Below are 18,064 nucleotides of genomic sequence, written 5' to 3'. Positions count from 1 at the left end.
ACTCCGGGGAAGTCGCCGCGGCGGTGGGGGCAGCGCCCCCGTCCGGCCGGTGCCATCGGGCCGGTCAGGTCAGGCCGCGCGGCTCTGCCAGACCGCGCCCACCTCGGCGCGGATGATGCGGGCGATCTGCGCGCAGTCGTCGAGGCTGAAAGTCAACGGCAGGCGCATGTCGAGGATGCCGCGCAGGATGCGGTCGGTGGCGGGCATGGGCGCCGACGGCGCATAACGCCAGCTGTCATAGCGACTGGTAAAGCCCGCGGGCTCCGCGCCCCCGAACCACTTGAGCTCGACCCCGCGCGCGGCGCAACGACGGATTACCTCCGCCACGGCGCCGCCCTCCCAGTCGAGCAGCAGGAACTGGATCGACGAACCGACATAGCGCTCGGCCTCGGGCCGCTCGACCAGCATGAGGCCCGGCGTGCCGCGAAGCCCTTCCTCCACCACGCGATAGCGCGCGTTCCAGCGGTCGCACTGATCCTCCAGCATGCGCAGTTGCGGGCGCAGGATCGCCGCGCGCAGGTGGTCCATCCGCCCCGAGACGTTGGGCGTGTCGTACTTCACCCGCGCGAACACCTCCTCGGGCGGCACCGTGCCGTGGCGCTCGTAGAGCATGTAGGATCCCGACAGGATCACCGCGCGCGCCATCACCTCATCGTCATCCGTGACGAGGAATCCGCCCTCGCCGGAATTCATGTGCTTGTAGGTCTGGGTCGAGAAACAGCCCACCTTGCCCCAGCGCCCGGAGGGGATACCGCGCCACGCCGCGCCCATCGTGTGCGCGCAATCCTCGATCACGGTGATGCCGTGCGCATCGCAGACCTCCATCAGCCGGTCCATGTCCGCCAGGTGCCCGCGCATGTGGCTGAGCATAAGCACCCGTGCCTGTCCCGCCTTGGCGGCGAGATCGTCAAGGTCGATGGTCAGCCCCTCGGTCACGCCCACGAAAACGGGCTGCGCGCCGACGCTCGCGATGGCACCGGGCACCGGCGCAAGGGTAAAGGCATTGGTGAGCACCCGGTCGCCGGACCCCACCCCCAGCGCCCGCAGCGCGGTGGCCATCGCGTAGCCCCCCGAGGTGACGGCAAGCGCGTGGCGCGCGCCGACATGATTGGCAAACTCTTGTTCCAACATCGCGGCCTCGCCCGGCTCGCCGGGGGCGAGGTTGTAGCGGTGCAGCCGCCCCGACCGCATCACCTCGAGCGCCGCCGCGATTCCCTCGTCGGGAATCGGCTCCTGCTGGGTGAAGCTGCCTTTGAATACCTCGGTCATACACCGGTTTTGGCGTGCGCCGGGCCTTGCGTCAATGGCCCGCCGCCGCTCTTTCACGAAAGCCGAAACCGCGCCCCGCGCTCAGCCGATGAGCCGCGCCACCGCGGCAGGAAGCTCGTCGAAATGGCCGATGATGGCCTCGGGCGAGAGCGCGGCCATGTCCGCACCCGACGGCCCGAACCCCACCAGCACCGACGGCACGCCTGCGGCGCGCGCCGTGTCGCGGTCGGTGTCGCTGTCGCCCACCAGAAGCGCACGCACCGGATCGCCGCCCGCGCGGCGCACGGTCTCGCGCAGGTGCTCGGGGTCGGGCTTGCGCACCGGCAGCGTATCGGCCCCGGTAAGCGCGTGAAACCGGTCGAGCACGCCCATCCTCTCCAGCAGAAGCCGCGCCAGCGCCTCGGGTTTGTTGGTGCAAATGGCCACGCGGTAGCCCGCTTCGCGCAGGCCCTCCACCGCCGCCATCGCACCGGGATAGAGCCGCGTGTGCCGGTCGATCGCGCCCTCGTAGGCGGCGAGCAACAGCGGATACTGCCGGTCGATCTCGGCCTCGTCTCCGCCGCGCCCGAGCCGCTCCATGCCCAGCCGCAGCATCGCCCGCCCGCCGCGCAGTGCCACCCCCACGTCGCGCGAGGGGCACAGCAAATCCGCCACGCCCATTCCGCGAAAACAGGCATTGGCGGCGGCGATGAGATCGCCGCTGGTATCGGCCAGCGTGCCGTCGAGATCAAAGACCACGGTGCGCATCGCGCCCCCTTATCGTGCGTGTTCCGGCAGGAAACCGCTTAGCGCTGTCACCGAACGGTCACAAGGTTTTACTGGCCCCGCCCTTGCGCGACTTTGCGGAATGTCTAGAACGACGCAGACGTTGTCACCGGAAAAGAGATTGAAACATGTCCGTTGCCCTGATCGTTCTCGCCGCCGGAAAGGGCACGAGAATGCACTCGGACCAGCCCAAGGTTCTGCACGAGGTGGCGGGCGCGCCGCTGCTCGTCCATGCCATCGCGGCAGGAGAGGCGCTTGACCCTGCACGCACGGTGGTGGTGGCGGGGCATGGCGCGGACGCGGTGCGCGCGGCGCTGGCCGCGCATGACAGCGTGGCGCAAGTGGTGATCCAGGCCGAACAGCGCGGCACTGCCCACGCGGTGGCGCAGGCTGCGGACACGCTTGGCGATTTCGACGGCGACGCGTTGGTGCTCTATGGCGACACGCCCTTTATCCGCCCCGAGACGCTCGGGCGGATGATGGAGGCGCGGCGCCATCACGACATCGTCGTGCTGGGCTTTGCCCCCGAAGAGCCGGGCCGTTACGGGCGGCTGGTGATGCAGGGCGAGAGCCTTATCCGCATCGTCGAATTCAAGGACGCCAGCGACAGCGAACGCGCCATCGGGCTGTGCAACAGCGGCGTGGTGATGGCGCCCGCGGGCCTGCTCTTCGACCTGGTCGCCGAAGTGGGCCGCGACAACGCCGCCGGGGAATACTACCTCACCGATATCGTTGGCATCGCCCGTGCGCGGGGCCTCAAGGCCACCGCCGTCACCTGCGACGAGGCCGAGACGCTGGGCGTCAATTCCCGTGCCGAGCTTGCCGCCGCCGAGGCCGCCTTTCAGGCCCGCGCCCGCGCCGAGGCGCTGGAGACAGGCATCACCCTCACCGCGCCCGAGACGGTGCATTTCGCCCGCGACACCGTGGTGGGCCGCGACACGGTGATCGAGCCTTACGTGGTGTTCGGCCCCGGCGTTACGGTCGAGTCCGGCGCGCATATACGGGCGTTCTCGCATCTCGAGGGCTGTCACGTCTCGCGCGGCGCGGTGGTGGGGCCTTATGCCCGTCTGCGCCCCGGCACCGAACTGGCCGAGGACGTGCGCATCGGAAATTTCGTCGAGGTCAAGAACGCGATCCTCGACGAGGGGGCCAAGGTCAACCACCTGAGCTATATCGGCGATGCCGCGATCGGCGCCAACACCAATATCGGCGCGGGCACGATCACCTGTAACTACGACGGGGTGAACAAACACCGCACCACCATCGGCGCGGATGTGTTTATCGGCTCTGATACGATGCTCGTCGCGCCGGTGCGCGTGGGCGACGGAGCGATGACGGGCTCGGGCTCGGTGATCACCCGCGATGTCGAGGCCGGCGCGCTCGCCGTGGCGCGGGCGCGGCAAGAGGTCAAGCCCGGCTTTGCCGCGCGGCTCTTCGCGCGGCTGCGCGCGGCGAAAGACACTCGCAACGAGGGAGAACGCTGATGTGCGGGATCGTCGGGGTTCTGGGAAATCACGAGGCGGCACCGATGCTGCTCGACGCGCTCAAGCGGCTGGAATACCGCGGCTATGACAGTGCGGGGCTTGCCACGGTCAACGCGGGCGGCCTCGACCGCCGCCGCGCGGTGGGCAAGCTGGTCAACCTCTCCGATCTGCTGGTTCACCAGCCGCTGCCGGGCAAGGCGGGCATCGGCCACACCCGCTGGGCCACCCACGGCGCGCCCACCGAGACGAACGCCCACCCTCACCGCGCCGGACCGGTGGCGGTGGTGCATAACGGCATCATCGAGAATTTCCGCGAGCTGCGCGCCGAGTTGGCCGAGGCCGGGTTCGGCCACGAGACCGACACCGATACCGAGACGGTGGCGCTGCTCACCTGCCGCTACATGCACGAGGGCATGAGCGCCGAAGAAGCCGCCCGCGCCACCATCGCGCGGCTCGACGGGGCCTATGCGCTGCTGTTCCTGTTCGAGGGCGAGGACGACCTGCTCATCGCCGCGCGCAAGGGCAGCCCGCTGGCCATCGGCCACGGGAAGGGCGAGATGTTCGTGGGCTCGGACGCCATCGCGCTCGCGCCGATGACCGACCGCATCACCTATCTCGAAGAAGGCGATATCGCCGTCGTCACCCGGGAAGGCGCCACCATCACCGACGCCGAGGGACGCCGCGCCAACCGGCTCGTCAAGACCATCGCGCTCGACCACGCGCTGGTGGACAAGGGCGGGCACCGGCATTTCATGGCCAAGGAGATCGCAGAGCAGCCGATGGTCATCGGCAACGCCCTGCGCCACTACCTGACAGAGGCCGGCGACGACATCCGCCTGCCCGACGCGCTGCCCGATCTCGCGCGTATCGAGCGGCTTACGCTGGTGGCCTGCGGCACGGCCTATTACGCCTGCCTCACCGCGAAATACTGGTTCGAGCAACTGGCGGGTTTGCCCGTAGACGTTGATATCGCGTCGGAATTTCGCTACCGCGAGCCGCCCATCGTGCCCGGCACGCTGGCCATTTTCGTAAGCCAGTCGGGCGAGACCGCCGACACGCTGGCCGCCCTGCGCTATTGCCGCGACAGGGTCGAGGGGATCGTCTCGGTGGTCAATGTCGAGGAAAGCTCGATCGCGCGCGAGAGCGATCTGGCGTTGCCGATCCATGCCGGGGCCGAGATCGGCGTCGCCTCGACCAAGGCGTTCACCTGCCAGCTCACCGTTCTGTTGCTGTTGGCCCTGCGCGCGGCGCGGGTGCGCGGACGGATGGACGCGGCGCGGCTTTCAGACCTGCTGTCGGCCCTGCGCGGCCTGCCTGCCACGCTCAACACCGCGATGGAGATCGACCACCGCATTCGCGACGTGGCGCGCGACCTGGCCGCGGTGCAGAGCGCGCTGTTTCTCGGCCGCGGGCTGATGTATCCGCTGGCGCTGGAAGGGGCGCTGAAATTAAAGGAAATCAGTTACATACACGCCGAAGCTTATGCATCAGGCGAACTCAAGCACGGCCCCATTGCGCTCATCGACGAGAGCCTGCCGGTGATCGTCATGGCACCCTGCGACGCGCTATTCGACAAGACCGTGTCGAACATGCAGGAGGTGATGGCGCGCGGTGGACGGATCGTTCTGGTTTCGGATGCCGCCGGGATCGCGGCGGCGGGCGAAGGCACGTTCCGCGCGATCACCATGCCGGTGACCGACCCGGTGCTGGCGCCCATCCTCTATGCGCTGCCCGCGCAGCTCATCGCCTATCACACGGCGATCGCCAAGGGCACCGACGTGGACCAGCCCCGCAACCTCGCGAAATCGGTGACGGTGGAGTGAACCTCACGGTTCAAACGCTCAACCTGCAGGTTCGACGCGCAATTCCGGCAGGGCGGTGAGCGGCAGGTTAAGCTGTTGATAAGCCGCGAGCGACATCCGGCTTCCCGCCCCCGGCTCGGCCTCGAGCGGGATGAGATCGAGCACCACCGCGCGCCCGGTGCGCGGGTCGCTCACCCGCCCGCGCATCGGGGAGGTGACGAGCGGGGTGCGCATCCACAGCCCCGGGCGGGTCACATCGCCGAGCGAGGCGACGGTCGTCGCGGGCAGCATGGGGGTAGCGGGCGCGTCCTGGGGCGTGGCGGTCTCGTCTTCCGCGGTTTCGGACGGTGGGGCGGGCGGCGGGTCGGTGGATATCTCTGTCGGCCCGAGGAGCGCACAGCCCCCGGCAAGCAGGCAAACCAGCACGACACGCACCATTCCCGACATGGGATCAGCGTAACCGCCGCAACCGCGCACCGCAACGCAAGATGCCCCTTGCCCCGCGTCGCACCGGGGCCTAGTTTCCTGACATGACCGTTCCTCTGATAGATCCGTTCCAGCGCGCCATCTCCTACCTGCGCGTCTCTGTCACCGACCGCTGCGATTTTCGCTGCGTCTACTGCATGTCGGAGAACATGACCTTCTTGCCCAAGAAGGAACTGCTGACGCTGGAAGAGCTTGACCGCATGTGCTCGACCTTCGTGCGCCTCGGCGTCGAAAAGCTGCGCATCACCGGCGGCGAGCCGCTGGTGCGCAAGGGGATCATGACCTTCTTCAACGCCATGACCCGGCATCTGGAATCGGGCGCGCTGAAGGAGTTGACGCTGACCACCAATGGCTCGCAGCTCGGGCGGTTCGCGGATGACCTTTATGCTGCGGGGGTGCGGCGGGTGAACATCTCGCTCGACACGCTCGACGAGACGAAATTCGCTGACATCACCCGCTGGGGCCGCCTGCCGCAGGTGCTCAAGGGGATCGACGCCGCGCAAGCCGCCGGGCTGCGCGTCAAGATCAACACCGTGGCGCTCAAGGGCTTCAACGAGGACGAGCTGTTCTCGCTGGTCGAGTGGTGCAAGAGCCGCGACATGGACCTGACCTTTATCGAGGTCATGCCGATGGGCGATATCGGCAACGAGGACCGGCTCGACCAATACTGGAAGCTGAGCGACCTGCGCGCCCGGCTGGCCGAGGACTACACGCTCACCGATCTGGACGAACGCTCGGGCGGCCCGGCGCGTTACGTGCGGCTGGAGGAAACCGGGCAAAAGATCGGCTTCATCACGCCGCTCACCCATAATTTCTGCGAAAGCTGCAACCGCGTGCGGCTGACCTGCACCGGCGAGCTCTACATGTGCCTCGGGCAGGAAGACATGGCCGACCTGCGCCCGGCGCTGCGCAACCATCCCGGCGATGACGCGCCGCTGGAAGAGGCGATCCGCGCGGCCATCGCGATGAAGCCCAAGGGCCACGATTTCGACTATTCGCGCCAGTCGGTCGAGGGCCGCATGTCGCGCCACATGAGCCATACCGGCGGCTGATGCGCCGCGGCAATGCGCCCCTGCCGCTGCGGCTCTACGGCGCGGCGGCCGACCTCATGGGGCCAGTGGCCTACGCCCGCGTGCGGCGCAAGCTCGCAGCCCACGGCACCGACCCGGCGCGCTGGCGCGAGCGGATGGGTCACGCCACCCTGCCCCGGCCCGAGGGGCGGCTGGTCTGGTTCCACGCCGCCTCGGTCGGCGAGAGCGCCTCGGTCCTGCCGCTCATCGCGCAATGGGGCCGCGCGCAGCCGGAGACCGAATTCCTGATCACCTCGGGCACCGCCACCTCGGCAGAGATGCTCGCCCGCCGCCTGCCGCCGCGCAGCCGGCACCAGTTCGCGCCGCTCGACACGCGGCCTGCGCTGCGCCGGTTCCTGCGCCATTGGCGGCCCGATGCGGGCGTTTTCGTGGAAAGCGAGCTGTGGCCGCAAATGCTGCGCGAGAGCGCAGGCGCAGGCGTGCCGCTGGCGCTGGTGAACGCGCGGTTGTCGGACCGCTCGGCGCGCGGGTGGGCGCGCGCGGCGCGCACCGCGCGCCATCTGTTGGGCCATTTCCGCCTGATCCACTGCCAGGACGCCCGCACCGAGGCCAACCTGCGCACGCTCGGGCTCGATCGGGCGCGGCAGGGGCCGAACCTCAAGGCGCTGTCGGGCGCGCTGCCGGTGGACGAGACCGCGCGCGCGTCGCTAGCCGGGCAGATCGGCAACCGCGCGGTCTGGCTTGCCGCCTCGACCCATCCGGGCGAGGAGGAGATCGTGCTCGACGCGCATCGCCGCCTGCTGGCGCATCTGCCCGAGGCATTGCTGATCGTCGCGCCGCGTCACCCCGAGCGGGGCCCGGATCTGGAGGTGCTGATCGCGGAGCGGGGATTCACCGGGGCGCGCCGCACCATCGGGGCCGTGCCCACGCCGGAGACGCAGGTCTATCTCGCCGACACGCTGGGCGAGATGGGGCTGTGGTATGCGCTCTGCCCCGTCACCTGCCTGTGCGGGTCGTTCACGGCGGTGGGGGGTCACACGCCCTATGAGCCCGCCCATGCCGGCTCGGCCATCCTGCACGGGCCGCTCTATGCCAATTTCGCCGAAATCTACCCCGCGCTCGATGCCGCCGGGGCGGGCGAAGAAGTCGCGGACGGGGCGGCGCTCGCGGTGTCGCTTTCGCGGCTCCTGGGCGCGTCCGACCGGCTCGAGGCGATGCGCGACGCCGCGCGCGGGTTCGTCGCCGGGGACGCGGGCGCGCTGGACACGCTTACCGCCGACCTGACCGCCGCGCTGGGGCTGGAGGGCGCGTCATGACCGATCACTTCATCTTGCCGGAAATATCCGGATCCCACCGCCCATGACCGAGCTCATCGTCACCAATTTCAACCGCAACTTCACCGGGGTCTCGGCCACGGCGGCGGGGGTGGTGCGGGTGCAGGCAGAGCGCTACGACATGGCGCTCTCGGATGTCGCCCTGCCCGGCTGCCCCGCGCCGGTGAGCCGGGCCGAGGCGCGGCGGCTGTCGCGGAGCCCGGGGGCACGGCCGTTCACCATCTGGCACGTGCGCCGCAACAGCGAGATGCGCGCCGCGCTCTGGGCGCGCGACGTGCTGCGGCTGCCCATCCGCATCGTTTTTACCTCCGCCGCGCAGCGCCGCCACTCGGCGCTGCCGCGCTGGCTCATCTCGCGGATGGATGCGGTGATCGCCACCACCGACGCGGCGGGCGAGTTGGTTCCGCACCTGCACGCGGTGGTGCCCCACGGGGTGGATTGCGACCGCTTCGCCCCCGCCCGCGAGCGCGCGGCGGCGTGGCGGGCCACCGGCTATCCCGGTGCGCGGGGCATTGCCACCATCGGGCGCATCCGCCCCGAGAAGGGCACCGACCGGTTCGTGGCCACGATGCTGGAGGTGCTGCCGCGCCATCCCGATCTCACCGCGCTGGTGATCGGGCGCGCGGCCAAGGCGGACATGGCGTTTCTCGACCGGCTCAAGGCGCAGGTCGCCGGGGCGGGGCTGGCCGGGCGGTTGCTGTTCGTGGGCGAGATCGCGCCCGGTGATTTGCGCGGGCTGCTGCCCGCGCTGAGCCTGATCGTACAACTGCCGCGCTACGAGGGTTATGGCATGGTGCCGCTGGAGGGCATGGCCTGCGGCGTGCCGTTCGTGGCCGCCGATGCCGGGCATTACGCCGAGTTCTCGGCGCAGGGGCGCGCCGGGATCGTGACCGGGGATGCGGTGGGCGCGGTCTCGGGGTTGCTCGACGATCCGGCCCGCCACGCGGCGATGGCGCGCGCGGCGCGCGAGGTGGCCACGGGCCATTACAGCGTCACCCGCGAGGCCGACGGGATCGGTGCGGTGTACGAGGCGCTGTGGTCGGAGGGCCGCTAGCCGGGGAAGGCCGCCGCCGGCGCCGACCGCATCACAGGTGCTTGCGCAGCCGCGACGGGCCCGGCTTTTTCCGGGACTTGTAGGGGTTCTTGTCGGACTGGCTGCGCAGGTGCAGGCGGATGGGCGTGCCCGGCATGTCGAAATCGGTACGCAGGCCGCCAACGAGGTAGCGGCGATAGCTCTCTGGCATCTTGTCGGGATGCGAGCACATCACCACGAACCCCGGCGGCCGGGTCTTGGCCTGGGTCATGTAGCGCAGCTTGATGCGGCGGCCGCCCGGCGCGGGGGGCGGGTGTTGCTCGACCATGCCGGCGAGCCAGCGGTTGAGCTGTGCCGTGGGGATGCGGCGGTTCCAGACCTCGTGGGCCTTTTGCACCGCGTCGCGCAGCCGATCGAGCCCCTTGCCCGTCCGCGCCGAGACGGTGACCAGGGGCGCGCCGCGCAATTGCGGCAGGAGCCGGTCGAACGCCTCCTTCAACTCGCGCAGCTTGCCCTGCCGGTCCTCTTCGATGTCCCACTTGTTGACGGCCACCACCACGGCGCGGCCCTCGCGCTCGGCCAGGTCGGCGATGCGCAGATCCTGTTGCTCGAAGGGGATGGCGGCATCCAGAAGGACCACCACCACCTCGGCGAATTTCACCGCGCGCAGCCCGTCGGAGACCGACAGTTTTTCCAGCTTGTCCTGCACCCGCGCCTTCTTGCGCATCCCCGCCGTATCGAAGAGGCGCACCGGCAGCCCGTCCCAGTCGAGCGTGAGCGAGATCGCGTCGCGGGTGATCCCGGCCTCGGGGCCGGTGAGCAGCCGCTCCTCGCCGAGGATGGTGTTGATGAGCGTGGATTTCCCGGCATTGGGGCGGCCCACCACGGCCACCTGCAACGGGCGCTCGGGCGTCGGCGCGAGATAGGCGGGCACGGTCTCGTCGTCGGGGTCGGCTTCCTCGTCGAGCGGCACGTCGGTCTCGGGCGCCTCGGCCTCGGCCCGCGCGTCGAAGCTGTCCGAGAGCGGCATCAGCCGCGCGTAAAGCTCGTTCATCCCCTCGCCATGCTCGGCCGAAATCTGCACCGGGTCACCAAGGCCCAGCCCGTAGGCCTCGTAGACGCCCGGCTCGGCGGCGGCGCCCTCGGCCTTGTTGGCGGCGAGGATCACATGGCCCGAGCGTTTGCGCAGGATATCGGCGAAGATCTCGTCGGTGGGCGTCACGCCCGCGCGCGCGTCGATCACGAACAGGCAGACATCGGCCATCTCCACCGCGCGCTCGGTCAGCCGCCGCATCCTTCCTTCGAGGCTGTCGTCGGTGGCGTCCTCGAGCCCGGCGGTGTCGATCACGGTAAAGCGCAGATCGCCCAGCCGCGCCGCCCCCTCGCGCAGGTCGCGGGTCACGCCGGGCGTGTCATCGACCAGCGCGAGGCGCTTGCCGACGAGGCGGTTGAACAGCGTGGATTTGCCCACGTTGGGGCGACCCACGATGGCGAGGGTAAAGGACATGACGCGGCTCCGCTGTCGATCAAGCGTGCGTGATACAGGATCGAGGGCCTAACGGAAAGCGAGAAGCTGACCCTTCTTGGACACGACGTAGAGCGTGCCGCCCGCGACCACCGGGTTACTCGCCGCCCCGCCGGGAAGCGCCGTCTCGCGGGTGAGTCGCCCCGAGACCGGATCGAAGAAGCGCAGCCTCTCGTCGGCGGATGCGAGCACGAGCTGCCCGCCCGCCAGCACCGGGCCGTAATGGCCGACGATGCCCGCCTGCCGCTTGGGCTTGCGCGCGGTGAAGAGCGGCAGCGGCTGGCCCCAGATACGGCTGCCATCCTCGGCCGAGAGGCGCACCAGCTCGTTTCGGTCGCTCACCAGGAACAGCGATCCGCCCGCGGGCCAGATCGGGTTGAGCGGCCCCTCGCCCGCGGTCCAGAGGCGTTTGCCGCTGCCGAGGCTGAGCGCCACCATGCGGCCCGAATGGGTGCCCACGTAGACGCGGTCGCCCACCACCAGCGGATCGCCGGTGACGTCGCGAACACGCGCGCTCGCCACGCCGCGGCGCTCGCCCGCGATCTGCGCGTCCCAGAGCCGCAGCCCACCCTTGCGGAACGCGCCCTGCACCTCGCCCGCGCCGAAGGCGAAGACGGCGTATTTCTCGGTGATCGCCGGGGCGGGGCCACCGAGCACATTGTGAATGTCGGGCGTGCCCGAGAGCTGCCAGCGCACGCGCCCCGTCTCGGAATCGAGCACCCAGGCGACCTCGTCGCCCGCCACCACGTAGACCAGCCCATCGTAGACCGCGGGCGCGGTGGTGGTCGGCGCGTCGACATCCTGCTGCCAGAGCACCGCGCCGGTTTCGGGGTCGAGCGCGGTGACAGTGCCGAAGGCCGAGGTGACGAAGAGCCGCCCATCACCATAGGCCAGCCCGCCGCCGCTAGCGTTGTCGGGGCTGTCATTGGGCGGTGTGAGGTCGGTGGCCCACAGCACCTCGCCCGCCGTGGAAACCGCCGAGACGCGGGTCTGCGCGTCGAGGGTAAAGACGCGGCCCGCCGCCACCACGGGATCAGCGGTGATGCGCGCGCGGCGGCCATCGCCCGCGCCGATGCCCGCCGACCACGCCAGCGCTGGAGAAGCGGAAAGCGCGGGATGCGCGGTGCGGGTGGCGGGCGAGCCCGGGCGTTGCGGCCAGGCGGCGTTGGTCACCGCCGCGGGCAGCGAGATCGGGGCCGCGCGGTTGACCGGGGTCTCCTCGGCCTGTGCGCGCCGCGCCTCGCTCTGGAGCACCTCGCGGATGTTTTCGCGCTCGCCGGGCAGGATCGGCTCCCGCTTTTCGCAACCTGCAAGAACGAGGGCCGCCGCCATCGCGAGAAGAACCGTTTTCGCCGTCACCACGCCTGCCCCCATCTGTCGCGTCATACCCGGCCCCCCGGTCATTGTCCGACCCCGGCCTGCCCGGGCGCGCCCGGTATCTCGGGCACATCCTCGCCCAGCGCCACAATCACCTGTGCCACGCGGCGGCGCAAGGCCTCTGTCGCCTCGGCATCCACCGCCAGCGTCGCCAGCCGGTCGAGCGCATCGGCGCGGGCGCCGGTCTCGATGTCGATCATGGCGAGTTGTTCCTCGGCCAGCAGCCGGACAAGACCCGGCGCGTCGGTCAGTGGAACGAGCCGCGCACGGCGCGCCTCGGCCGAGAGCCCCGTATCCGGCAGCGCCACCGCCTTGAGCGTCGCGATGCGGCGGTAGATGGCGGGCACGTCGGGCCGGTCCGCCAATGCGAGCAGCCGGGTCGCCGCGCCCGGCGCGTCCCCCCGGGCCTGTGCGTCCGCGGCGAGCAGTCCCGCCACCGCCGCGCCCCCGGGGCCTGGGGCCGGGATCGCCTGCAACGCATCGGCGCGCTCGGCCGCGTCCTCCTGTGCCAGCGCCGTGAGGAGCGCATCGCCGAAGGCCTGCGCCTCGGCCTCGGCCTGCGCCTTGCGCCACTCGTTCCATGCCGCGCCGCCCACCAGCAGCAGGATCGCCAGAACACCGATCCAGCCATAGCGGCGCATCAGCCGGAACAGCCGGTCGCGGCGCACCTCCTCGGTCACCTCGTCAATGAAACTGTCCGTGTCGCTCACGCCGCACCCCCTGCAGGATTTCCGCCCCTCTTAGCGTGTCGGCCCCGCGCTGCCAAGGGCCGCGGGGCGCGCGCGAGATCGCGCTTGTCGGCGGCGGCGGAAAGGTTTAATCTGAACCGGTCGGTTCAGCGTATGACGGTAAGGCCGTAATGCGCGGCCTTCTTGTGTGCCGCAGTAATCCGTTCGAAAGACATGACATGCGCCTGTTTCCAGTTCTGATCGCCCTCCTGGTCGCTGCGGCCATCTATACCTTCGTGTTCGAGCGGGAGCGGCTGGTTGCGATGCTGCCCGCCGGCGCCGGGGACGCGGCCGAAGCAGAGGCCGCACAGGAGACCGGCACCGCCGGCGCCACGGAGGCGGGCGAGCCGGGCCTGATGCGCGTCGTGGTGCAGCGCTCGGAGGCGCGCGAGGTGGACAGCGCGGTGAAGTTGCGCGGGCGCACCGAGGCCGACCGGGAGGTCGATCTGCGCGCCGAGACATCCGGGCTGGTGGTTTCCGAGCCGCTGGGCCGGGGGGCGTTTGTCGAGGCGGGTGACGTGCTCTGTCGGCTCGACCCGGCGGCGCGGCAGGCAACGCTGGAGGAAGCCAGGGCGCGGCTCAAGGAGGCACAGGCGCGCGTGCCCGAGGCGCAGGCGCGGCTGGAGGAGGCGCGCGCGGCGCTGGAGGAAGCGCAGATCAACTATCGCGCGGCAAGCAACCTGGTGAAAAACGGATACGCCTCGGAAACCCGCGTCGCCGCCACCCGCGCCGCGCTACGCGCTGCCGAGTCGGGCGTCGAGAGCGCCACATCGGGGCTCGAATCCGCCCGCGCCAACATCGAATCGGCCCGTGCGGGCGTGACCGCTGCCGAGGAAGAGATCGACCGGCTGACGATTCACGCCCCGTTCGGCGGCGTGCTGGAGACCGAGACCGCCGAGCTGGGCAGCCTGCTTCAGCCAGGTGCGCTCTGCGCCACCGTGATGAAGCTCGATCCGATCACGCTGGTGGGGTTCGTGTCGGAGACCGACGTGGCGCGCGTCGAGACCGGCGCGCGCGCGACCGCGCGCACCGCCTCTGGCCAAGAGGTGGCGGGCGAGGTGAGCTTCGTGTCGCGCTCGGCGGACCCGACGACCCGCACCTTTCGCGTGGACGTGCGCGTGCCGAACCCAGACCTGACGCTGCGCGACGGCGAGACCGCCGAGATCGCCATCGCCTCGGCGGGGCGGCGTGCGCATCTGGTGCCGCAATCGGCGCTGACGCTCAATGACGAGGGCACTCTGGGACTGCGGCTCGTGGACGAGGAGAACCGCGTGCGATTCGCCCAGGTGACGCTCATGCGCGACACGCCCGCGGGTGTGTGGCTGACCGGGCTGCCCGAGCGCGCCGACATCATCGTGATCGGGCAGGAATACGTGCGCGCGGGCGTGCGCGTGAAGCCGAGCTACCGGGAGCTGGGTCAATGACCGGGATCGTCGACTGGGCCGCCGCGCACGCGCGGATGGTGCTGGCCTTCGTGGTTCTGTCGGTCCTCGCCGGCACGTTCGCCTATATCGGCCTGCCCAAGGAGGGGGAGCCGGATATCGAGGTGCCCGCGCTGTTCATCTCGGTCCCGTTCCCGGGCATTTCCGCCGAGGACAGCGAGAAGCTGCTGGTCAAGCCGATGGAGCGCGAGCTGAGCGATCTCGACGGGCTGAAGAAGATGACCGGCACGGCGGCCGAGAATTACGGCGGCGTGGCGCTGGAATTCGAGTTTGGCTGGGACAAGACCAAGATCCTCGCCGATGTGCGCGACGCAATGGACACGGCGGAGGCCGAGTTTCCCGACGGGTTCGAGAAATACACCCTCAACGAGGTGAATTTCAGCGAGTTCCCGATCATCATCGTCAACCTCTCGGGCCCGGTGCCCGAGCGCACCATGTCGCGGCTGGCCAATGACCTCCAGGACCGGCTCGAATCGATGGAGCCGATCCTCGAGGCGGGCATCGCCGGCAACCGTGACGAGATGGTGGAGGTGGTGATCGACCCGCTGCGGCTCGAGGCCTACAACGTTACCGCGCTCGAGCTGATCAACGTGGTGCAGAACAACAACCAGCTGATTGCCGCGGGCGAGGTGGACACCGCGCAGGGCACGTTCGCGGTCAAGATCCCGTCGTCGTTCGAGGAGACGCGCGACATCTACGACCTGCCGATCAAGACCAATGGCGACCGGGTGGTGACGCTGGGCGATCTGGCCACGATCAACCTCACCTTCGAGGACCGCACCGGCACCGCGCGGTTCAACGGCGAGACCAGCGTTGCGTTGCAGGTGGTCAAGCGCCGGGGTTTCAACATCATCGAGACCGCCGACATGGTGCGCGCGGAGGTGGCCGAGGCGGAGAAGACTTGGCCCGAGGAATTGCAGGTCGCGGTCAACGTGGGCACCTCTAACGACCAGTCGCGCACGGTGGAATCCATGGTCAGCCAGCTCGAGGGCTCGGTGCTGACCGCGATCGCGCTGGTGATGATCGTGACACTGGCCGCGCTGGGCATCCGGCCCGCGCTCTTGGTGGGATTCGCGATCCCGACATCGTTCCTGCTGTGCTTTGCCCTGCTGGCCGTGATGGGGGTGGCGGTGTCGAACATCGTGATGTTCGGCCTCATCCTCGCGGTGGGGATGCTGGTGGACGGGGCCATCGTGGTGGTGGAATACGCCGACAAGCGCATCGCCGATGGCGAGGGCCCGATGCACGCCTACGTGGCCGCCGCCAAGCGCATGTTCTGGCCGGTGGTCAGCTCGACCGCCACCACGCTCTGCGCGTTCCTGCCGATGCTGTTCTGGCCGGGCATCCCGGGCGAGTTCATGGGGATGCTGCCGGTGACGCTCATCTTCGTGCTGTCGGCCTCGCTGTTGGTGGCGCTGGTCTACCTGCCGGTGCTCGGCGGCGTGACCGGGCGGCTGGAGCGGTGGTTCGATCAGCGCACCGCGGCAATCGCCGGTGGTTTCTGGCTGTGGCACCTGTTGCTGCTGCCGGGGGCGGCGGGCGCGGCGGCGCTGGCGGGGCGGACGCTGCCAATGGTGCTCGAACAGGTGAGCGCGCAATTCGCGATGATGGATGGCGGCGACATCCTCGGCTCGGTCATCCCGGTGCTGGCCACCGTGTTCGGGCTGGTGCTGGGTGCCGTGGCGCTGATGGCTACCGGGGTCGCGGGGGTGACGGCGCTATTGCTGGGGCTTCTGGCCATCCCGCGGCGGCTTGGCAACGGGGTGCGGGCGCTGGGGCGCATGGTGCTGCCGCAAAGGCGGGGCCGCGTGCGCGCGGGCTATCGCCGCTCGGCCTTTGGCTGGGTCATCCACGCCATCGTGGGCAACCCGGTGATGCCGCTGGTGGCCTTCGGCGCGGTGTTCGTAATCGTCGGCTCGGTACTGATGTTCTACGTCAACAACAACAACGGCACAGAGTTCTTCGTGGACAGCGAACCGGAGCAGGCCATCGTCTACGTGCGCGGACGCGGCAACCTGTCGCTCGACCAGAAAGACAGCCTGGTGCGGCAGGCCGAGGATATCGTGCGCGCCCATCCCGGCGTCACCACCGCCTTTGCCTTTGCCGGCGAGGGCGGGCTGAACAACAATACCGGCGGCGCGCAGCCGCCGCGCGACACGATCGGGCAGGTGCAGTTCGAGACCATCCCGTGGGAAGACCGCCCGCAGTCCACCGAGGCGTGGTTCACCGTGCCGTTCCTGGATTTCGAGGTGCGGCGCAGCGTGGTCGATCCGGCGTATGACGGCGACCGCATCATCGACGACCTGACCGCGGAACTGGAGCGCATCCCCGGCATCATGGTCGAGATTCTCGCGCAGGCGCGCGGGCCCTCCTCGGCCAAGCCGGTGCACCTGCGAATCCGCGGTGACGACTGGGCGGCGCTGCAACGCTTTACCAAGGAGGCGCGGGCGCGGTTCGAAGAGACCGAGGGCCTCTACCAGATCGAGGACACGCTGCCGCTGCCGGGCATCGACTGGCAGGTGGACGTGGACGTGGAGCGCGCGGGCCGATTTGGCGCGGACGTGGCGACCGTGGGCGCGATGGTGCAGCTAGTGACACGCGGCATCCTCCTGGACACGATGCGCGTGGACAGCAGCGACGAGGAGATCGAGATTCGCGTGCGCCTGCCCGAGGACGACCGGGTGCTCTCGACCCTCGACACGCTCAAGGTCCGCACGGAAAACGGCCTCGTGCCGCTGTCGGCCTTCATCACGCGCAGGCCGGTCGAGCAGCTTGCGCAGATCGACCGCATCGATCAGACCCGCTTCTTCGACGTAAAGGCGGCGGTGCGTGACGGGCTGACCACCGCGGTGACCGGCGCGGATGGCGAGACGCGCGAGGTGCCGCTCACCGCCAACGAGCGCATCGAGCGGCTGACCGGGTGGCTGGAGAGCGGCGTGTTGCCGCCGGGCATCAGCTATGAATGGACCGGCGACGCCGAGGATCAGGAGGAATCGGGCGAGTTCCTGCAAAAGGCGTTCGCGGGGGCGCTTGGCCTGATGTTCATCATCCTGCTGGCGCAGTTCAACAGCGTCTACAACGCGGTGCTGGTGTTGCTGGCGGTGGTGCTGTCCACCACCGGGGTGCTGGTAGGGATGCTGGTGATGAACCAGCCGTTTTCCATCATCATGACCGGCACCGGCATCGTCGCGCTGGCCGGTATCGTGGTGAACAACAATATCGTGCTGATCGACACCTACCAGGATTATTCCCGCTACATGCCGCGCATTTCGGCGATCACCCGCACGGCGCAGGACCGCATCCGCCCGGTGCTTCTGACCACGATCACGACGATGGCCGGCCTCGCGCCGATGATGTTCGGCCTCAGCCTCGATTTCATCAACGGTGGCTATGCCTTTAACAGCCCCACCGCGCTCTGGTGGAAGCAGTTGGCAACGGCGGTGGTGTTTGGCCTCGGTATCGCGACGGTGCTGACGCTGGTCTTTACGCCTGCGATGCTGGCGCTGCGGGTCTGGGCGGTGACCTATGTGCTGTGGGTCGCGCGGGGGCTGGCGGTGCTGTCGCTGGGCCGGACGAGCCGGACGGCACGCGACTGGGCGCTGGCGCGCGCGGCGCGGCGGGCGCGGGGAACGGAGCTGGTCTGGCCCGATGAGCGCGACGCAGCCCACGCAGGCTATGGCGAGAACGAGGAGGCCGACACGCCGCGCCCCGAAGACGTGTCGGACGTGTTGCGCGCCAGCGGCCGTTCACCGCTGCGCGCGGCGGAGTGAGCCCGCGGCCCCGCGCCG

General features: G+C 69.7%; 13 protein-coding genes. 7 read left to right on the top strand and 6 right to left on the bottom strand.

Features of this window, described 5'->3' with window-relative positions; genetic code table 11:
- Positions 1-69: 69 nt before the first annotated feature.
- Positions 70-1,269 carry a DegT/DnrJ/EryC1/StrS family aminotransferase gene (locus AC13D8_RS02030; RefSeq protein WP_482967405.1) on the bottom strand — a complete coding sequence of 400 codons (1,200 nt, stop codon included), beginning with the start codon at positions 1,267-1,269 and terminating at the stop codon, positions 70-72.
- Positions 1,270-1,350: 81 nt separating this feature from the next.
- Positions 1,351-2,016 (bottom strand): HAD-IA family hydrolase, encoded by a 666-nt coding sequence (locus AC13D8_RS02025; protein WP_482967404.1) that lies wholly within the window; start codon positions 2,014-2,016, stop codon positions 1,351-1,353.
- A 146-nt stretch (positions 2,017-2,162) separates the two neighbouring features.
- On the opposite strand from AC13D8_RS02025, the gene glmU reads away from it, so the two are divergent.
- Complete coding sequence (glmU, locus tag AC13D8_RS02020; protein ID WP_482967403.1) at positions 2,163-3,518, top strand: bifunctional UDP-N-acetylglucosamine diphosphorylase/glucosamine-1-phosphate N-acetyltransferase GlmU; 1,356 nt, start codon at positions 2,163-2,165, stop codon at positions 3,516-3,518.
- Entirely contained in the window at positions 3,518-5,341 is a 1,824-nt protein-coding gene (gene glmS, locus AC13D8_RS02015; RefSeq protein WP_482967402.1) for a glutamine--fructose-6-phosphate transaminase (isomerizing), read from the top strand. Before glmU ends, glmS begins: the two co-directional genes overlap by 1 nt.
- Before the next feature lie 18 nt (positions 5,342-5,359).
- Here the strand turns inward: glmS and AC13D8_RS02010 are convergent, their stop codons facing one another.
- Complete coding sequence (locus AC13D8_RS02010; RefSeq protein WP_482967401.1) at positions 5,360-5,767, bottom strand: hypothetical protein; 408 nt, start codon at positions 5,765-5,767, stop codon at positions 5,360-5,362.
- Positions 5,768-5,850: 83 nt separating this feature from the next.
- On the opposite strand from AC13D8_RS02010, the gene moaA reads away from it, so the two are divergent.
- Genes moaA through AC13D8_RS01995 form a run of 3 tightly spaced genes read left to right on the top strand, consistent with a single transcriptional unit; the run spans position 5,851 to position 9,225 of the window.
- Entirely contained in the window at positions 5,851-6,858 is a 1,008-nt protein-coding gene (moaA, locus tag AC13D8_RS02005; RefSeq protein ID WP_482967400.1) for a GTP 3',8-cyclase MoaA, read from the top strand.
- On the top strand, positions 6,858-8,153 hold the full coding sequence (locus AC13D8_RS02000) for a 3-deoxy-D-manno-octulosonic acid transferase (RefSeq protein ID WP_482967399.1): 1,296 nt from the start codon (positions 6,858-6,860) through the stop codon (positions 8,151-8,153). The genes moaA and AC13D8_RS02000 overlap by 1 nt, the downstream gene beginning before the upstream one ends.
- Positions 8,154-8,196: 43 nt before the next feature.
- Positions 8,197-9,225, top strand: a complete 1,029-nt coding sequence (locus tag AC13D8_RS01995) for a glycosyltransferase family 4 protein (RefSeq protein ID WP_482967398.1) — start codon at positions 8,197-8,199, stop codon at positions 9,223-9,225.
- 31 nt (positions 9,226-9,256) lie between these two features.
- On the opposite strand, the gene der is transcribed toward AC13D8_RS01995, so the two are convergent.
- From der to AC13D8_RS01980, 3 genes are read right to left on the bottom strand one after another with little or no spacing between them, the layout of a single operon-like run.
- Positions 9,257-10,711 (bottom strand): ribosome biogenesis GTPase Der, encoded by a 1,455-nt coding sequence (der, locus tag AC13D8_RS01990; RefSeq protein ID WP_482967397.1) that lies wholly within the window; start codon positions 10,709-10,711, stop codon positions 9,257-9,259.
- 48 nt (positions 10,712-10,759) lie between these two features.
- The gene (locus AC13D8_RS01985; RefSeq protein ID WP_482967396.1) at positions 10,760-12,115 is read right to left on the bottom strand and encodes a PQQ-like beta-propeller repeat protein; all 1,356 of its coding nucleotides are present in this window, start codon (positions 12,113-12,115) and stop codon (positions 10,760-10,762) included.
- Positions 12,116-12,129: 14 nt separating this feature from the next.
- Positions 12,130-12,816 carry a tetratricopeptide repeat protein gene (locus AC13D8_RS01980; protein WP_482967395.1) on the bottom strand — a complete coding sequence of 229 codons (687 nt, stop codon included), beginning with the start codon at positions 12,814-12,816 and terminating at the stop codon, positions 12,130-12,132.
- A gap of 197 nt (positions 12,817-13,013) precedes the next feature.
- On the opposite strand from AC13D8_RS01980, the gene AC13D8_RS01975 reads away from it, so the two are divergent.
- Positions 13,014-14,258, top strand: coding sequence for an efflux RND transporter periplasmic adaptor subunit (locus AC13D8_RS01975; RefSeq protein WP_482967394.1), 1,245 nt, complete (start codon positions 13,014-13,016; stop codon positions 14,256-14,258).
- Positions 14,255-18,046 (top strand): efflux RND transporter permease subunit, encoded by a 3,792-nt coding sequence (locus tag AC13D8_RS01970; protein ID WP_482967393.1) that lies wholly within the window; start codon positions 14,255-14,257, stop codon positions 18,044-18,046. Before AC13D8_RS01975 ends, AC13D8_RS01970 begins: the two co-directional genes overlap by 4 nt.
- Positions 18,047-18,064 lie beyond the last annotated feature (18 nt).

The organism is Roseovarius sp. B-10 (assembly GCF_056859295.1).
Note: the sequence above shows the minus strand (reverse complement) of the source record. Positions and strands in the feature narration are given on the sequence as shown.